This window comes from Paenibacillus sp. FSL K6-0276 (assembly GCF_037977235.1).
GTDB lineage: Bacteria > Bacillota > Bacilli > Paenibacillales > Paenibacillaceae > Paenibacillus_AQ.
The window spans coordinates 5,497,636-5,511,405 of the sequence record NZ_CP150276.1 but is presented as its reverse complement, the minus strand read 5'-3'; the positions used below and the strand labels follow the sequence as shown (position 1 = coordinate 5,511,405).

At 45.4% G+C, this 13,770-nt stretch carries 21 protein-coding genes; all 21 read left to right on the top strand.

Annotation, left to right across the window (positions count from 1 at the left end):
* Window positions 1–81 precede the first annotated feature (81 nt).
* The 21 genes from rplR (at window position 82) to MHH52_RS25975 (ending at window position 13,734) form a co-directional block, all read left to right on the top strand.
* Complete coding sequence (rplR, locus tag MHH52_RS26075; RefSeq protein WP_042131220.1) at window positions 82–450, top strand: 50S ribosomal protein L18; 369 nt, start codon at window positions 82–84, stop codon at window positions 448–450.
* A gap of 27 nt (window positions 451–477) precedes the next feature.
* A complete protein-coding gene (rpsE, locus tag MHH52_RS26070; protein WP_036652980.1) occupies window positions 478–975 on the top strand; it encodes a 30S ribosomal protein S5 in 498 nt (165 codons plus the stop codon).
* A gap of 14 nt (window positions 976–989) precedes the next feature.
* Window positions 990–1,175, top strand: a complete 186-nt coding sequence (gene rpmD, locus MHH52_RS26065; protein ID WP_036680567.1) for a 50S ribosomal protein L30 — start codon at window positions 990–992, stop codon at window positions 1,173–1,175.
* 40 nt (window positions 1,176–1,215) lie between these two features.
* Entirely contained in the window at window positions 1,216–1,656 is a 441-nt protein-coding gene (gene rplO, locus MHH52_RS26060; RefSeq protein ID WP_060625830.1) for a 50S ribosomal protein L15, read from the top strand.
* Window positions 1,656–2,954: a preprotein translocase subunit SecY gene (gene secY / locus MHH52_RS26055; RefSeq protein ID WP_313639617.1), complete on the top strand. Its 1,299-nt coding sequence runs from the start codon at window positions 1,656–1,658 to the stop codon at window positions 2,952–2,954. The genes rplO and secY overlap by 1 nt, the downstream gene beginning before the upstream one ends.
* A 96-nt stretch (window positions 2,955–3,050) precedes the next feature.
* Complete coding sequence (locus MHH52_RS26050; protein ID WP_313639616.1) at window positions 3,051–3,695, top strand: adenylate kinase; 645 nt, start codon at window positions 3,051–3,053, stop codon at window positions 3,693–3,695.
* 4 nt (window positions 3,696–3,699) lie between these two features.
* Entirely contained in the window at window positions 3,700–4,452 is a 753-nt protein-coding gene (map, locus tag MHH52_RS26045; RefSeq protein WP_313639615.1) for a type I methionyl aminopeptidase, read from the top strand.
* An 11-nt stretch (window positions 4,453–4,463) separates the two neighbouring features.
* Window positions 4,464–4,772, top strand: a complete 309-nt coding sequence (locus MHH52_RS26040) for a KOW domain-containing RNA-binding protein (protein WP_313639614.1) — start codon at window positions 4,464–4,466, stop codon at window positions 4,770–4,772.
* Between the two features lie 2 nt (window positions 4,773–4,774).
* Window positions 4,775–4,990: a translation initiation factor IF-1 gene (gene infA, locus MHH52_RS26035; RefSeq protein WP_036652996.1), complete on the top strand. Its 216-nt coding sequence runs from the start codon at window positions 4,775–4,777 to the stop codon at window positions 4,988–4,990.
* Between the two features lie 53 nt (window positions 4,991–5,043).
* Window positions 5,044–5,157 (top strand): 50S ribosomal protein L36, encoded by a 114-nt coding sequence (rpmJ, locus tag MHH52_RS26030; RefSeq protein WP_003322638.1) that lies wholly within the window; start codon window positions 5,044–5,046, stop codon window positions 5,155–5,157.
* A gap of 19 nt (window positions 5,158–5,176) precedes the next feature.
* Window positions 5,177–5,545, top strand: a complete 369-nt coding sequence (gene rpsM / locus MHH52_RS26025) for a 30S ribosomal protein S13 (RefSeq protein WP_036680583.1) — start codon at window positions 5,177–5,179, stop codon at window positions 5,543–5,545.
* Between the two features lie 19 nt (window positions 5,546–5,564).
* On the top strand, window positions 5,565–5,960 hold the full coding sequence (gene rpsK, locus MHH52_RS26020) for a 30S ribosomal protein S11 (protein WP_019908251.1): 396 nt from the start codon (window positions 5,565–5,567) through the stop codon (window positions 5,958–5,960).
* A gap of 130 nt (window positions 5,961–6,090) precedes the next feature.
* Window positions 6,091–7,035 (top strand): DNA-directed RNA polymerase subunit alpha, encoded by a 945-nt coding sequence (locus tag MHH52_RS26015; RefSeq protein WP_036680585.1) that lies wholly within the window; start codon window positions 6,091–6,093, stop codon window positions 7,033–7,035.
* A 33-nt stretch (window positions 7,036–7,068) separates the two neighbouring features.
* A complete protein-coding gene (gene rplQ, locus MHH52_RS26010; protein WP_019908254.1) occupies window positions 7,069–7,434 on the top strand; it encodes a 50S ribosomal protein L17 in 366 nt (121 codons plus the stop codon).
* 295 nt (window positions 7,435–7,729) lie between these two features.
* The gene (truA, locus tag MHH52_RS26005) at window positions 7,730–8,524 is read left to right on the top strand and encodes a tRNA pseudouridine(38-40) synthase TruA (protein WP_340009836.1); all 795 of its coding nucleotides are present in this window, start codon (window positions 7,730–7,732) and stop codon (window positions 8,522–8,524) included.
* A 217-nt stretch (window positions 8,525–8,741) separates the two neighbouring features.
* Window positions 8,742–9,179, top strand: a complete 438-nt coding sequence (rplM, locus tag MHH52_RS26000; protein WP_340005215.1) for a 50S ribosomal protein L13 — start codon at window positions 8,742–8,744, stop codon at window positions 9,177–9,179.
* A gap of 20 nt (window positions 9,180–9,199) precedes the next feature.
* Window positions 9,200–9,592: a 30S ribosomal protein S9 gene (rpsI, locus tag MHH52_RS25995; RefSeq protein WP_020427048.1), complete on the top strand. Its 393-nt coding sequence runs from the start codon at window positions 9,200–9,202 to the stop codon at window positions 9,590–9,592.
* A gap of 232 nt (window positions 9,593–9,824) precedes the next feature.
* Entirely contained in the window at window positions 9,825–10,517 is a 693-nt protein-coding gene (locus tag MHH52_RS25990) for a phosphoadenylyl-sulfate reductase (RefSeq protein ID WP_340005213.1), read from the top strand.
* A gap of 37 nt (window positions 10,518–10,554) precedes the next feature.
* Window positions 10,555–11,724 (top strand): sulfate adenylyltransferase, encoded by a 1,170-nt coding sequence (gene sat, locus MHH52_RS25985; protein ID WP_340005212.1) that lies wholly within the window; start codon window positions 10,555–10,557, stop codon window positions 11,722–11,724.
* A 78-nt stretch (window positions 11,725–11,802) separates the two neighbouring features.
* A complete protein-coding gene (cwlD, locus tag MHH52_RS25980) occupies window positions 11,803–12,543 on the top strand; it encodes an N-acetylmuramoyl-L-alanine amidase CwlD (RefSeq protein WP_340005211.1) in 741 nt (246 codons plus the stop codon).
* A gap of 90 nt (window positions 12,544–12,633) precedes the next feature.
* Window positions 12,634–13,734 carry an Mrp/NBP35 family ATP-binding protein gene (locus MHH52_RS25975; protein ID WP_340005209.1) on the top strand — a complete coding sequence of 367 codons (1,101 nt, stop codon included), beginning with the start codon at window positions 12,634–12,636 and terminating at the stop codon, window positions 13,732–13,734.
* Window positions 13,735–13,770: the final 36 nt, after the last annotated feature.

Genomic DNA, 13,770 nt, shown 5'->3' with positions numbered 1-13,770 from the left:
GTTTGAACTTAATTGTAAGATACCCCGTGCATCTTAAAGTGAAGCTGTTTACGGCAAACTGAAGGGAGTGAAAGGGAAGTCATGATTACAAAAGAAGATAAAAACAAGGCTCGTCTCAAAAGACACCTGCGTGTTCGTAAGAAAATCCAGGGAACTACTGAGCGCCCACGTTTGAACGTGTTCCGTTCTTCGAAACACATCTACGCTCAATTGATCGATGATGTTAAAGGGGTTACTATCGTATCCGCTTCTACACTTGATAAAGAACTGAGCGCTAACATCGGTAATGGCGGTAGCGTTGAAGCTGCAGCAAAAGTTGGCCAATTGGTCGCTGAGCGCGCCAAAGAAAAAGGTTATGCAGTGGTCGTATTCGACCGCGGAGGTTACTTGTACCATGGACGGATTCAAGCATTGGCTGACGCAGCTCGTGAAGCTGGTCTTGAATTCTAGAATAATTCTTAAAAGGAGGTTAACGACTTGCGTGTAGATCCGAACAGTTTAGAACTGACAGAAAGAGTTGTACACATTAACCGTGTAGCAAAAGTTGTAAAAGGCGGACGCCGTTTCAGCTTTAGTGCACTCGTTGTTGTGGGCGATGGTAATGGCTACGTCGGTGCTGGTATCGGTAAAGCCGGCGAAGTTCCGGATGCCATCCGTAAAGGCATTGAAGACGCCAAGAAAAACCTGATTCACATTCCAATCGTAGGAACTTCGATTCCCCATCTCGTTACTGGCCACTTCGGCGCAGGACGCGTGTTGCTGAAACCAGCATCAGAGGGTACTGGCGTTATCGCTGGCGGTCCAGTTCGTGCGGTATTGGAATTGGCAGGCGTTGGCGACATTTTGACAAAATCACTGGGTTCTTCGAATTCCATGAATATGGTCAATGCAACTTTGGAGGGACTTTCCCGTCTGAAACGCATTGAAGAGGTCGCGAAACTTCGCGGCAAATCTGTCGAAGAATTGCGCGGTTAAGGAGGGGAACGTCAATGGCAAAATTGCAAATTACCCTCGTACGTAGCGTAATCGGACGTCCAGAAACACAACGTGTTACTGTTAAGACGCTCGGCCTGCGTAAACTCAACACGACAGTGGTTCACAATGACAGTCCTGCAATTCGCGGAATGATCAATAAAGTGAGTCACTTGCTATCTGTAACTGAAATTGAAGGCTAAACGCCTCGCATAAATTAACAAACATAAGGAGGTGCAAACGATGAAGTTACATGAACTTGCTCCGGCTCCTGGTTCCCGTAAAGAACGCAATCGCGTTGGTCGTGGTCCTAGTAGCGGAAATGGTAAAACATCCGGTCGCGGTCACAAAGGTCAAAACTCACGTTCTGGCGGTGGTGTTCGTCCGGGCTTCGAGGGTGGACAAAATCCGCTCTATCGTCGTCTGCCTAAACGTGGTTTCACTAATCCTACCCGTAAAGAGTATGCGATTGTGAACCTGGAAGATCTGAATAGCTTTGCAGAAGGAACAGAAGTGACTCCGCAGTTGTTGCTTGAAACTGGTGTTGTCAAGAATTCCAAAAGCGGCATTAAGATTCTCGGCAATGGTGAGTTAACCGTTAAATTGACTGTACAAGCAAATAAGTTCTCTCAATCTGCGGTAGAGAAAATCGAGGCTGCCGGCGGTAAAACCGAGGTGATCTAATGTTCAAGACGCTTAAGAATATCTGGCATGTTGAAGATTTGCGCAAAAAGATCCTGTTTACCTTGTTCATTCTGATTATCTACCGTATCGGTTCGTTTGTTCCGGTTCCTGGTGTGAACAAAGATGTACTGCAAACAGCAAATCAGAGCGGTGACGCTTTGATGGGACTCTTGAACACCTTTTCGGGCGGAGCGCTCAAAAACTTTTCGATATTTGCGATCAGTATTTACCCGTACATTACAGCATCCATCATCGTGCAATTGCTGTCGATGGATGTTGTTCCTAAGTTTGCTGAATGGGCTAAACAAGGGGAGCACGGTAAGAAACAACTGGCGCAAGTCACTCGTTACGGTACAGTGATATTAGCCCTGATCCAAGGTTTTGCTACGTCGATAGGGTTTAACCGGATTTATGGAACTCAAATGATGCCGAATGCGACATTTGCTGACTACTTACTGGTTGCCATTATCTTGACGGCTGGTACTTCTTTCCTGATGTGGCTTGGTGAACAGATTACCGAAAAGGGAATCGGGAACGGGATTTCGATCCTGATTTTTGCGGGAATCGTAGCCGCCATCCCGGGATATATCACGAGTACGGCTAACTCAAGTTTTATTCAGCCGGATCAAGTGTTCCTGAATATTCTTAAAGTCGTTATTGTGCTGATTGTGATTGTAGCGATTATTACAGCAGTTATCTTCGTACAGCAAGGTATTCGGAAGATTCCTGTTCAATACGCTAAACGCGTTGTCGGCAACAAAATGTACGGTGGACAGAATACGCACATTCCGCTGAAAATTAATGCGGCTGGTGTAATTCCGGTTATCTTCGCCGTATCACTGCTTCAGTTCCCAGTTGTTCTCTCCAGTTTCTGGTCAACACATGCCTGGGCTCAATGGATTGCCAAGTATTTGGCAACTGATGCACCACTTGGTATGCTTCTGTATGTTGTGATGATCATCGGGTTCACGTTCTTCTATACGTTCGTGCAGATGAATCCTCAACAGATGGCCGATAACATGAAGAAGAATGGTGGTTACATTCCGGGTATCCGTCCTGGTAAGGCTACTGAGAAGTATTTGACTAGAGTAATGTCTCGTCTGACTATGTCCGGCGCATTGTTCCTAGCTTTGATCTCTGTATTGCCGATGTTCTTCGGTGCTTTATCTGGATTGCCTAAAGAAGTTCGAATTGGTGGTACTTCACTGCTAATCGTAATCGGTGTGGCATTGGATACAATGAAGCAGATCGAGAGCTCATTGATCAAACGCCATTACAAAGGCTTCATCAATAAATAGGCGATAGGTTCCGGTGAAGCTTAAGATTTTATTCTTCCCGGCACCTATTGTGCTGTTTCTTGCTTGGTGGCGAACTTTTGGGGGGAGAGAGAAATCGTGAACATTTTATTCATGGGCCCTCCTGGGGCAGGCAAGGGAACACAAGCGGCAGAAATCATAAAAGAGTTTGGTATTCCTCATATTTCGACAGGAGATGCTTTCCGTTTGGCAATCAAACAGGAGACTCCAGTAGGATTGAAGGCCAAATCATTTATTGATCAAGGTTTGCTTGTACCAGATGATGTGACCATAGGTATAGTTGAAGAACGGCTGCAGCAGTCCGATTGCGAAAAAGGATTTCTATTGGATGGTTTTCCAAGAACTCTTTCGCAAGCGGAAGCGCTGGATGATATTCTTAGCCGTTTGAATACTTCTTTGGATCATGTCATCAACTTGAATGTTGACCGTGGACTGCTGATGGCGCGTCTTACTGGACGTCGTATCTGCACAGTTTGCGGAGCATCCTACCATTTAATCTTCAACCCGCCGAAGCAAGAAGGCATTTGCGACATTGATGGCGGTGAATTGTATCAACGTCCGGATGACAACGAAGAAAGTGTAGGCAAGCGTCTGGATGAGTATGATAATAAGACAGCGCCGCTGCTTGCGTTTTATGATAATAAAGGTCTTTTGCGTCAGGTAAATGGGGAAAACGAAATCAATGTCGTTTCTTCTGAAATCGTATCTTTATTGCGGGGTTAATGTAATGATCATTTGTAAATCCGAACAGGAACTTACCTTTATGAGGGAAGCTGGTCGAATTGTTGCCGAGAGTCATCGTCTTATTGCTGAGGCCACCCAGCCTGGCATTACAACGGGGGAGCTCGACAGAATCGCCGATCAATACATTCGCAGTCAAGGTGCTGTGCCGTCTTTCAAAGGCTACAACGGTTTTCCTGCCAGCATTTGCGCTTCAGTCAACGAACAATTAGTGCATGGATTTCCAGGTAAACGCAAACTGATCGAAGGCGATATAGTTACGCTGGATATCGGTGCAGAGTACCGCGGTTATCACGGTGATTCCGCCTGGACCTACGGTGTGGGCAGCATTTCCGAAGAGGCTCAGCGTTTGCTGGACGTTACGGAAGGCTCCTTGTACGCGGGACTGGCGTTAGTTAAGCCGGATGTGCGCTTGTTTACAATCTCCCATGCTATCCAGCAATACATCGAAGAGGCTGGTTTCTCAGTCGTACGTGAGTATGTTGGTCATGGCATTGGGGCAAAACTGCATGAAGAACCGCAAATTCCGAATTATGGCATAGCGGACCGCGGACCACGTCTGAAACCGGGTATGGTACTCGCGATTGAGCCGATGGTAAACGTAGGGAAGAGACATGTCAGAACGCTGGAAGATAACTGGACTGTCGTTACGGTTGATGGCTCACTATGTGCTCATTTTGAGCATACAGTAGCAGTTACTCCGGACGGCATGGAAATTTTCACAAAACTGAATGCGTAGGTGATCTCCTCTTGAATACTGTGAGCAGCCCGCAGGTTGGTCAATTAGTGAGAATTCTCAAAGGCAAAGATGCCGGAGAGGCAGCCGTTGTTATCGCAGTTGTTGATAGCAGATTTGTATACATTGCAGATGGAGACAAACGTAAGTTTGATGGGCCAAAGAAGAAGAATATTCTTCATCTAGAGCTCATACCCTTCATCAGCAGTGAGGTTGTGAACAGTTTGGAAGAAACTGGGCGGGTAACAAACGGAAAGCTGCGTTTCGCAGTCATGAAGTATGCTGGACCCACCGGAATAAGTGCTGATGAGAAAGGAGACTAACTGTGGCTAAGGAAGATGTCATTGAAGTAGAAGGTACTGTCCTTGAACCGTTGCCAAATGCAACGTTTAAGGTTGAGCTTGAGAACGGTCATCAAATACTTGCCCATGTATCCGGTAAATTGCGGATGCACTTTATCCGTATTTTGACCGGAGACAAAGTGGTCGTGCAGTTATCGCCTTATGATTTATCAAAAGGTCGTATAACTTACCGTAAATAGATGGGAACTACGAAAAAAGTTTTGCTTCGCAAAACTTTGAGGAGGTAATTAACATGAAGGTAAGACCTTCTGTAAAGCCCATTTGCGAGAAATGTAAAGTAATCCGCCGCAAAGGGACTGTTATGGTGATTTGCGAAAATCCGAAACACAAACAAAAACAAGGTTAAGAAGGGGGTGTAGCGTAAAATGGCTCGTATAGCTGGAGTGGATTTGCCACGTGACAAACGCGTTGAGATCGCCTTGACTTATATTTTCGGAATCGGTAAAACGACTTCTCAGAAAATTCTTAATGAAACAGGCATTAGCGCTAATACACGTGTCCGTGATTTGACGGAAGATGAAGTCAGCAAACTGCGTGAAACGATCGACAAAACGGTTAAGGTTGAAGGTGACCTGCGTCGTGAAATTTCCTTGAATATTAAACGTCTTACTGAGATCGGCTGTTACCGCGGTGTTCGTCACCGTCGTGGATTGCCTGTTCGCGGTCAACGTACTAAAACGAATGCCCGTACCCGGAAAGGCCCGCGTCGTACGGTAGCAAACAAGAAGAAATAATAAGGGGGGATAAGAGACAATGGCTAAACCGAAAAAAGTCGTACGTACCAAACGTCGCGACCGTAAAAATATCGAATCCGGCGTGGCACATATTCGTTCCACGTTCAACAATACCATCGTTACCATCACGGATCCTCACGGAAATGCAATTTCCTGGGCAAGCTCCGGCGGCCAAGGATTTAAAGGTTCCCGTAAGTCGACTCCATTCGCAGCGCAAATGGCAGCTGAATCAGCAGCTAAAGCAGCTATGGAGCACGGCATGAAGTCGGTTGAGGTTATGGTTAAAGGACCGGGCGCGGGCCGCGAAGCAGCCATCCGTTCCCTTCAAGCTGCAGGGCTTGAAGTTAACCTTATTAAAGACGTAACTCCGGTTCCTCACAATGGATGCCGTCCGCCGAAACGTCGTCGCGTATAGTGAAATCAGTATTGTAAATGTGGTATAATTCTGACGCATCTGCTAATAATAGGTGTTTAGGCATACTACATGATGCACCTGATGGGGTGACAGTTTCATATAGGAGCGACGTTGAAGGAGGGGTAAACTCGTGATAGAAATCGAAAAGCCGAAGATTGAGACCGTAGAAGCTAATGATGAAGGTACCTATGGGAAATTCGTAGTTGAACCGTTGGAACGTGGGTATGGCACGACTCTGGGGAATTCGCTTCGCCGGATATTGCTTTCTTCGCTTCCAGGAGCCGCAGTGACTTCGGTCCAAATTGACGGCGTTCTGCATGAGTTCTCGACCGTTCCAGGCGTAATGGAAGATGTGACGGAGATCATTCTGAACCTTAAAGCCTTGTCCCTGAAGATTCATTCAGACGAGGAAAAAGTGTTCGAGATTGATGCCGAAGGGGAAGGCATCGTTACCGCAGGTGATATCCGTGCGGACAGCGATGTCGAGATCCTGAACCCGGATCTTCACATTGCAACGCTGGGACCTGGTGCGAGACTTCACATGCGTATTTTTGCAGGCCGTGGTCGCGGCTACGTCCAAGCGGACCGGAACAAACGCGACGATCAGCCAATTGGCGTTATCCCGGTTGACTCCATCTACACTCCTATTTCACGCGTTAACTACGGCATAGACAATACACGTGTTGGTCAAGTGACTAACTACGACAAATTGACGCTTGAAATTTGGACAGATGGCAGTATTAGACCGGAAGAGGCTGTAAGCCTCGGAGCCAAAATTTTGAACGAGCACCTCGTTCTGTTCGTAGGTCTTACGGACGAAGCGAAAGACGCCGAAATTATGGTTGAAAAAGAAGAAGACAAAAAAGAAAAAGTGCTAGAGATGACAATCGAAGAGCTTGATCTTTCTGTCCGTTCCTACAACTGCCTCAAACGTGCTGGTATCAATACCGTACAAGAGCTAACCACGAAGACTGAAGAAGATATGATGAAGGTGCGTAACCTTGGTCGCAAATCTTTGGAAGAAGTTCAGGAAAAGCTTGAGGAGCTTGGTTTGGGACTCCGTACAGAAGAATAGCTACAGATTGCTATAGTAAAGGAGGGAAAACACATGGCATACCAAAAATTGGGCCGTGATTCCAGTGCGCGTAAAGCGTTATTTCGCGACATGGTAACGGATCTGTTTTTATACGAGCGCATCCAAACAACGGAAGCTAAAGCGAAGGAAGTTCGTTCCATCGCTGAAAAGTTGATCACTAAGGCTAAAAAAGGCGATCTTCATGCTCGTCGTCAAGTAGCAGCATTTGTTCGTCGCGAGACTGTTGATGGTGAACAAGATGCAATTCAAAAATTGTTCTCTGACATTGCTCCTCGTTACACAGAGCGTCCAGGTGGATACACTCGTATCCTGAAACTCGGACCTCGCCGTGGCGACGCTGCGCCTATGGTCTATCTTGAATTGGTAGATCGCGCGTAGTATCACAAGTATTGATTTCCGATGATTCCCTTTCATCCGGCCCTCTTTGGAGTAAAGATGGGGGAAATATCAGCGTTATTGTGCTGCAGAGGCGCAAGGCTCTGCTGTACCAATAACCGTGGGAATCACCTTGGTTCAATTGAAGGAGCTCCCACAGGGGCTCTTTTTTTTGAAGTAATGGAGTGGTTAGTAAATGGATGCCGTCCTTCTAAGGACGACAAAGCCATTTCTTCAAATAAGATCAGCCAGTGCTTCGATCGACGTTTCTGCTGAACGGTTTAAAAAGGAGAACGGAATGCGTAATCTATTGATGAAAGTCAATTATGACGGAACAAATTATGATGGCTTTCAGACCCAGCCTAAGGGCAATACGATTCAGGATCGGCTGGAGCAAGCTATACTCCATCTGACGGGTGAGGAGCTTAAGATTACTGCTTCTGGCCGCACAGATGCCGGAGTACACGCCTATGGTCAGCCTTTTAACTTTACGACCTCCTCTCGAATCCCACTTGAACGTTGGTGTCTGGCGCTTAATGCCCGGCTGCCGCAAGACATCGTGGTTACAGAGGCTAGGGAAGTACCGCTAACGTTTCACTCTCGTAGAGGAGCTAAGCGTAAAACTTACCGATACACGATTAACGGCAACAGGTTTCCGGATCCGTTTCAGCGGCGCTGGCAGCTTCACCATCCGGTGAAGTTGGACATTCCTGCTATGCAGCAAGGATTAACGCATATTTTAGGGACACATGACTTTACTTCGTTTGCTTCACGACGGTCTACCAAGACTTCTCATGTACGAACGATCTTTGAAGCTCATATGGAAGTAGATCGCAGTATGTGCCGACCCTCTTCATTAGATCAGGGAGTTATCCAAACTTATATAACGGGTAGTGGATTTCTTCAGCATATGGTTCGCATTATTATGGGGACTTTGATCCATGTGGGGGAAGGCAAAATACATGCTGATAATGTTGTTGAGATATTGTCAGCTTGTGATCGATCAGCTGCTGGTCCAACAGCTATGGCCATGGGGTTGGCTTTGTGGAGTGTTGAATATGACGAGACCGAAAGTGAATCGTTTTTTCTATAAAATTCATCCTAAATAATAGGCTGAATGTTTAAAAATCACTTGCACTTGTTATGTTTATACTGTAATATAAAAGTTGTGTTTTCTTGATGGCTATCCCACAGCCCCGATCAAGGAAATGCCAAAAAAATGCTTTGCTTAACTCACATAATTGTAATTCAATGAGAAACAAGATATACGAAACAGAAGATTTTCGTACGAGAACAAGGAGGAAACATTCATGCGTACCACCTATATGGCGAAGCCGAACGAAGTTGAACGCAATTGGCACATTATTGATGCCGAAGGCAAAACACTCGGTCGTTTGGCCAGCGAAGCCGCTGCTTTGATCCGTGGCAAACACAAACCGCAATTCACTCCACACGTTGACACAGGAGATTTCGTTATTGTAATCAACGCTGAGAAGATTCATTTGACTGGTAAGAAATTGCAAAACAAGAAATACTACCGTCACTCGATGCACCCAGGTGGCTTGAAAGTTACTAATGCTGAAACTCTGCTGAATACTAAGCCTGAACGCGTAATTGAATTCGCTGTTCATGGTATGATTCCTAAGACTCGTCAAGGGGACCACATGAAGCTGAGATTGAAAGTATATGCAGGCGTCGAGCATCCACATGCAGCACAAAAACCTGAAGTTTACGAACTTCGCGGATAAGAATAGAGGAGGACAGTTTCATGGCACAAGTACAATACTATGGGACAGGTCGTCGTAAACATTCGGTAGCACGTGTTCGCCTTGTACCGGGTGAAGGACGCATTGTCATTAACAAACGTGAGATGGACGAATATTTCGGTGTGGAAACACTGAAAATGATCGTAAAACAACCTTTGAACCTGACTGAAACACTGGGCAACTACGATGTAATCGTTCTTGCGCATGGTGGCGGCATTTCCGGTCAAGCTGGAGCAATTCGTCACGGTATCGCCCGTGCATTGCTTAAAGTTGATCCTGAATATCGTGGTTCCTTGAAAAAAGCTGGTTTCTTGACTCGTGACCCTCGTATGAAGGAACGTAAGAAATACGGCTTGAAGGCTGCACGTCGTGCGCCTCAGTTCTCGAAACGTTAATATTTATCAAATTCAACCCTTGGCCTTTATGGTCGAGGGTTTTATTTTATATATAGCCCCTTTCGAACAAGAAATGGGCTCTTTTTGCATCCATTTACTAATTCTGAGGGATGAAATGCATTGACTTCCTCAGCAAAAGTTATATACTATTTCATATAGAAATAGTTGGTTTTATTACTTATTTTACCTCATTTATTCATACGATTAATATTTTGGATGGAGGAATACCTTAATGAACCTACTCGAGAAAGAAGATTTGATCAGAATAAAGGCCGAAGAATTAGAGAGTGCTTCACCCGAGGAAATTATCCGCTGGGCTATAGAAACATTTCCCAACATTACTTTTGCCTGCAGCTTTGGTGCCGAAGATGTAGTGCTTGTTGATATGCTTCACAAAGTTAGTCCGTCTACTGACGTCTTTTATCTCGATACAGATTATCATTTTAAGGAAACCTATGAAACCAGAGATTTGATGGCAGACAAATACGGATTAGAGTTTGTACGTGTGTCTCCGCAACTAACAACGCAGGAGCAAGCACTTCAATACGGTGATGCGCTATGGACGGTTGACCCTAACCAATGCTGTGGAATTCGTAAAGTTGAACCATTGACTCGTATATTATCTCAATATGAGGCTTGGATTACTGGAATTCGTCGTGACCAAGCGCCTACCCGTGCTAATGCTAAAAAAGTTGAGTATGATTATAAATTTGGTTTAGTGAAGTTTAATCCTATTGCGGATTGGACGACAGAAGATGTATGGAACTATATTCGTGAAAATGACGTAATCTATAATCCTCTACATGACCGTAACTATCCAAGTATCGGTTGTGAGCAATGTACACGTCAGGTTATGCCAGGTGAAGATCCGCGTGCTGGACGTTGGTCTGGATCAGAGAAGACAGAGTGCGGATTGCACAAGTAAGACATATCCCTGTGGGAACATAGAAGGAGAGACTAAGATGACTTCGATACGTCCGCATGGCGGAACTTTGGTTAACCGGGTAGTAGAGGGTACTGAAAGAGAAGAATTGCTAAATCTCGCACGTGACAGCAAGGCAATTGCCTTGAATACCTGGACTTTATCCGATTTGGATCTTATAGCTGTAGGTGCATTTTCGCCACTGACTGGCTTTTTAAATGAGCAAGACTATCATTTAGTAGTAAAAAGTATGCGTTTAGCAGATGGCACAGTGTGGAGCATTCCAATAACACTGGCTGTAGAAGATGATGTGGCTGCCGGATTATCAATTGGGGATAAAGTTTCTCTAATCGGTGAAGACGATGGCGAGATTTACGGTTTATTGGATATTGAGAGTATTTATACTGTTGATCAAGCGCTTGAAGCACAGAATGTGTTCAAAACAACAGACCCTGAACATCCAGGGGTGAGTAAGCTGTTAGCTCGTCCTGCTACCTATGTAGGTGGACCGATTACAGTATTGAACCGCCCACAGAAAGAAAAGTTCGGAGAATTTTATTTTGACCCATCGGATACAAGAAAGATATTTGCTGAAAAGGGCTGGAGAACGGTTGTAGGCTTCCAAACCCGTAATCCTGTTCATCGTGCTCATGAGTACATTCAGAAGTGTGCTATGGAGGTTGTAGACGCTCTGTTCTTAAATCCACTTGTAGGTGAGACCAAATCAGATGATGTACCGGCAAATGTGCGGATGAAGAGCTACCTTGCTCTTTTGGAGAACTATTATCCTGCAGATCGTACATTCCTTGGCGTTTTCCCGGCAGCGATGCGTTATGCTGGCCCGAGAGAAGGCATCTTCCATGCTATGGTTCGTAAAAATTACGGCTGCACCCATTTTATTGTAGGACGTGACCATGCTGGTGTAGGAGATTATTACGGAACTTACGAAGCACAAGAAATTTTCTCTAATTTCACGGCTGAAGAACTTGATATTACTCCATTATTTTTTGAACATAGCTTCTTCTGTAAAAAATGCGGAAATATGGCTTCCAGTAAAACTTGCCCTCATCCTAGCGATGATCATATGACATTGTCGGGTACAAAGGTACGGGCTTTGCTACGTGATGGTCAATGTCTTCCGCCTGAATTCACGCGACCTGAGGTTGCGCAGATTCTGATTGAAGGTATGACTCAAGAAGTAACAGCTTAATCATTGTCAGCTAGTACTATTTGACCTTCTTGTCCCATATAGATGAGTATTATCTATCGGGACGAGGGGGTCTTTGTTATGTCTGGCCGAAAGCAGAGTAAAGTCTCGGTCTGGATCTCATGGAGCAGTATCAAAAAAAGTATGCTTGGCGCGACACTGCTAGCTATAATGATCGGAATTATAGCGTATGACATGCCTACCGCTAAAACATTAAATTATTGGAGTCTGCCCTTGTCAGGGAAAGTTATTGCTATCGATGCCGGGCATGGCGGAGCTGACGGAGGAGCGGTTAGCCGGGAGGGGTTAATTGAGAAAGATATTAATCTCGCGGTATCGCTTTATTTACGTGATTATCTGCAGCAGGCAGGGGCTATTGTAGTAATGACTCGTGAAGGTGATTATGATTTGGCTCAGGAAGGCACTAAGGGCTATTCTAAGCGCAAGACAGAAGATCTTAAACAAAGAGTAAGAAGCATCGAAGAGAAAGGCGCAGACCTTTTTATTAGCGTTCACATGAACAGTGTACCCTCAAATCGTTGGAGCGGAGCACAGACCTTTTATTACCCCAATAATAAGGATAATAAAGCGATTGCGGAGTTTGTGCAGAGTGAGCTGAAGACTACGCTGGAGAATACCGATCGTGTGGCTAAGACAGTGAATACTGTGTATCTGTTAAAAGCATTGAAAATACCAGCAGTACTTGTAGAAGTCGGTTTCTTATCACACCCCCAGGAATCAGCTCTACTCGGAAATGATGTCTATCAGCGTAAGGTAGCGACTAGCATTTATCGTGGTATTCTTCGGTATGCCTCCGAGTAGCCAGGACTACTCATGGGGAGACAGGTAATGCTATAATAGACAAAAACTCCGGAGGATTTCTTATCCGGAAAGGAAACAGAGGTGCTTCCCATGCTGACTAAGGAACAAATTCAGGAAATACTGCAGCCATTAACAGACCCGGAAACCGGAAAAAGCCTTGTGGAACTACAGCTGATCCGTGACATTATGATTAAAGAAGATCGAATTTCATTATCTATCGTATGTCTGAATCCTGAAGAGCAAAGTCGCATGGATCTAGAACAACGGGTTCGTGAATTGCTTGAAGCAGGTGGAGCCTCTAATGTACATATCCGGCTTCGTGATGCAACCGATTATGAACGTGCTCTTCTTCGCGGAGAGAGCGCCGAGGAAGTTGATGAGCCTGGGAAACTTAAGGGGCATGCAGCAGGCCTTGATGGCCATGAATTAATTAGCGAGAGCTCTGGTGTGAACTTTATCGCCGTGGCTAGCGGCAAAGGTGGGGTTGGTAAATCTACTGTAACAGTGAATTTGGCCGTAGCCCTTGCAAGAAAAGGTAAAAAGGTTGGTCTTGTCGATGCCGATATTTATGGTTTCAGCATCCCCGATATGATGGGGATCGAAGAGGGGCCAGTTGTTGAAGAAGGCACCATTATTCCTGTGGAACGTTTCGGAGTGAAGGTCATGTCTATGGGCTTCTTTATCCGTGAGAATAGTCCGGTTATTTGGCGGGGACCTATGCTTGGTAAAATGCTGCGCCAGTTCTTCAATGATGTCGGTTGGGGAGAACTTGATTATATGCTGCTTGATCTTCCTCCAGGTACAGGTGATGTGGCGCTTGACGTGCATCAGATGCTGCCCCACAGCAAAGAGATCATAGTTACGACACCTCACGCTACCGCAGCGTTTGTGGCGGCTAGAGCGGGCTCTATGGCTTTACAGACAGATCATGAGATTATTGGAGTCATTGAGAATATGGCTTATTATGAGTGTAAAGACTGTGGTAAGAAGGATTATATCTTTGGCAGAGGTGGAGGAGCGAGGCTTGCAGAGACGCTTCATACGGAGCTGCTTGCACAAGTGCCACTGGGTGCTCCGGACAACCATATTTCTGAACTGGATTTCTCACCTTCTGTATACAAAGAAGAGACACCAACAGCACTATTGTTTGCAGAAATCGCTGATAAACTCATTGCAAAATATGAGCACTAATTATTGTGCATGAAAAAGAGGCCGTCCCACATTTTA

What these genes read in the sequence shown, in the direction of transcription:
- MHH52_RS25975 (WP_340005209.1), top strand. Translation starts at nt 12,634, where the DNA reads ATGCTGACTAAGGAACAAATTCAGGAAATACTGCAGCCATTAACAGAC.
- truA (WP_340009836.1), top strand. Translation starts at nt 7,730, where the DNA reads ATGCGTAATCTATTGATGAAAGTCAATTATGACGGAACAAATTATGAT.
- MHH52_RS25990 (WP_340005213.1), top strand. Translation starts at nt 9,825, where the DNA reads ATGAACCTACTCGAGAAAGAAGATTTGATCAGAATAAAGGCCGAAGAA.
- rplR (WP_042131220.1), top strand. Translation starts at nt 82, where the DNA reads ATGATTACAAAAGAAGATAAAAACAAGGCTCGTCTCAAAAGACACCTG.
- rplO (WP_060625830.1), top strand. Translation starts at nt 1,216, where the DNA reads ATGAAGTTACATGAACTTGCTCCGGCTCCTGGTTCCCGTAAAGAACGC.
- rpsK (WP_019908251.1), top strand. Translation starts at nt 5,565, where the DNA reads ATGGCTAAACCGAAAAAAGTCGTACGTACCAAACGTCGCGACCGTAAA.
- rpmD (WP_036680567.1), top strand. Translation starts at nt 990, where the DNA reads ATGGCAAAATTGCAAATTACCCTCGTACGTAGCGTAATCGGACGTCCA.
- secY (WP_313639617.1), top strand. Translation starts at nt 1,656, where the DNA reads ATGTTCAAGACGCTTAAGAATATCTGGCATGTTGAAGATTTGCGCAAA.
- sat (WP_340005212.1), top strand. Translation starts at nt 10,555, where the DNA reads ATGACTTCGATACGTCCGCATGGCGGAACTTTGGTTAACCGGGTAGTA.
- rpmJ (WP_003322638.1), top strand. Translation starts at nt 5,044, where the DNA reads ATGAAGGTAAGACCTTCTGTAAAGCCCATTTGCGAGAAATGTAAAGTA.
- cwlD (WP_340005211.1), top strand. Translation starts at nt 11,803, where the DNA reads ATGTCTGGCCGAAAGCAGAGTAAAGTCTCGGTCTGGATCTCATGGAGC.
- rpsI (WP_020427048.1), top strand. Translation starts at nt 9,200, where the DNA reads ATGGCACAAGTACAATACTATGGGACAGGTCGTCGTAAACATTCGGTA.
- rplQ (WP_019908254.1), top strand. Translation starts at nt 7,069, where the DNA reads ATGGCATACCAAAAATTGGGCCGTGATTCCAGTGCGCGTAAAGCGTTA.
- rplM (WP_340005215.1), top strand. Translation starts at nt 8,742, where the DNA reads ATGCGTACCACCTATATGGCGAAGCCGAACGAAGTTGAACGCAATTGG.
- map (WP_313639615.1), top strand. Translation starts at nt 3,700, where the DNA reads ATGATCATTTGTAAATCCGAACAGGAACTTACCTTTATGAGGGAAGCT.
- rpsM (WP_036680583.1), top strand. Translation starts at nt 5,177, where the DNA reads ATGGCTCGTATAGCTGGAGTGGATTTGCCACGTGACAAACGCGTTGAG.